Source organism: Dellaglioa sp. CoH-57-MRSF-20, from assembly GCF_056781955.1.
On the sequence record NZ_JBXAXV010000039.1, the window covers coordinates 1 to 756 of the forward strand.

A 756-nucleotide genomic window follows, 5' to 3' on the forward strand; every position below is an offset into this window, starting at 1 on the left:
CGCACGGTTGCGGATGCGGGCCGCCCATTTGCGAGCAAAAGCCGCGCGCTTTTCGGGATTGCACACGGTACCCGGCTGTTGCGCTATGCCTTCGAGATAGCAAGCGAGCGCGGATACGCGGAACTCTGCATTGGAGTCGCCGCGATGCGTGCGCGCGATATGCTTTCGGTGCGAACGGATGATAGCCAACAGGTTATCACACGCGTGCACGCCGTCCGCGCGTCGCGGTTTCGGTTCCGCGTGCTGATTCACGCACGCATCGATATCAACACGGGCGCGCGGCATGAATCCGGCCGCCCAGCCCGGAATGGGTGCCTTACGTTGTCGCCAATATTCGGCGTGAATTCCGGTCAGGTTCATATACACCCTTTATTTGGCGATGGCCGCCTGTCGGCTCAGTTCAATGGTCAGGGCTTCTGCCTTGTCCGCGTGCCCGCGCTCGACCAACGCGCCCACAACCAAACCCCCGAGCAGTGCCGCATGTGCGCCCTTGCCCCGCTTGCTTTTGAGAACGCGCAGTGCGCCGCGTGCAGCACTCAGCGAGTGCGAACCGCTGATAGTTTGCGGCCCGATAATGGAATTAGCAATACGGCCGGCTTCTGCTTTGTACTGATTGAGAATCGAAACAGGGGTATTTGTGTTCATTGTCAATTTTTGATCGATTGGTTGCGAGTTTTGATTGCATCATATTGACGCCGACAGTCGGCAATCCACGCGTTCCACGCTTCCGGCTCGTACATGCCATAGTCCTGATAC

At 58.5% G+C, this 756-nt stretch carries 2 protein-coding genes; both read right to left on the reverse strand.

Annotated features, from left to right (window positions below; all coding sequences use genetic code 11):
* The coding region (locus tag AC1RPN_RS07940) for a hypothetical protein (RefSeq protein ID WP_481763675.1) at positions 1–360 on the reverse strand (360 nt) is incomplete at its 3' end.
* A 9-nt stretch (positions 361–369) separates the two neighbouring features.
* Entirely contained in the window at positions 370–645 is a 276-nt protein-coding gene (locus AC1RPN_RS07945; RefSeq protein WP_481763676.1) for a hypothetical protein, read from the reverse strand.
* Between the last annotated feature and the right edge of the window lie 111 nt (positions 646–756).

Bases quoted from the DNA above. Each gene is read 5' to 3' on its own strand.
- AC1RPN_RS07945 (WP_481763676.1), bottom strand. From the start codon at position 645: ATGAACACAAATACCCCTGTTTCGATTCTCAATCAGTACAAAGCAGAA.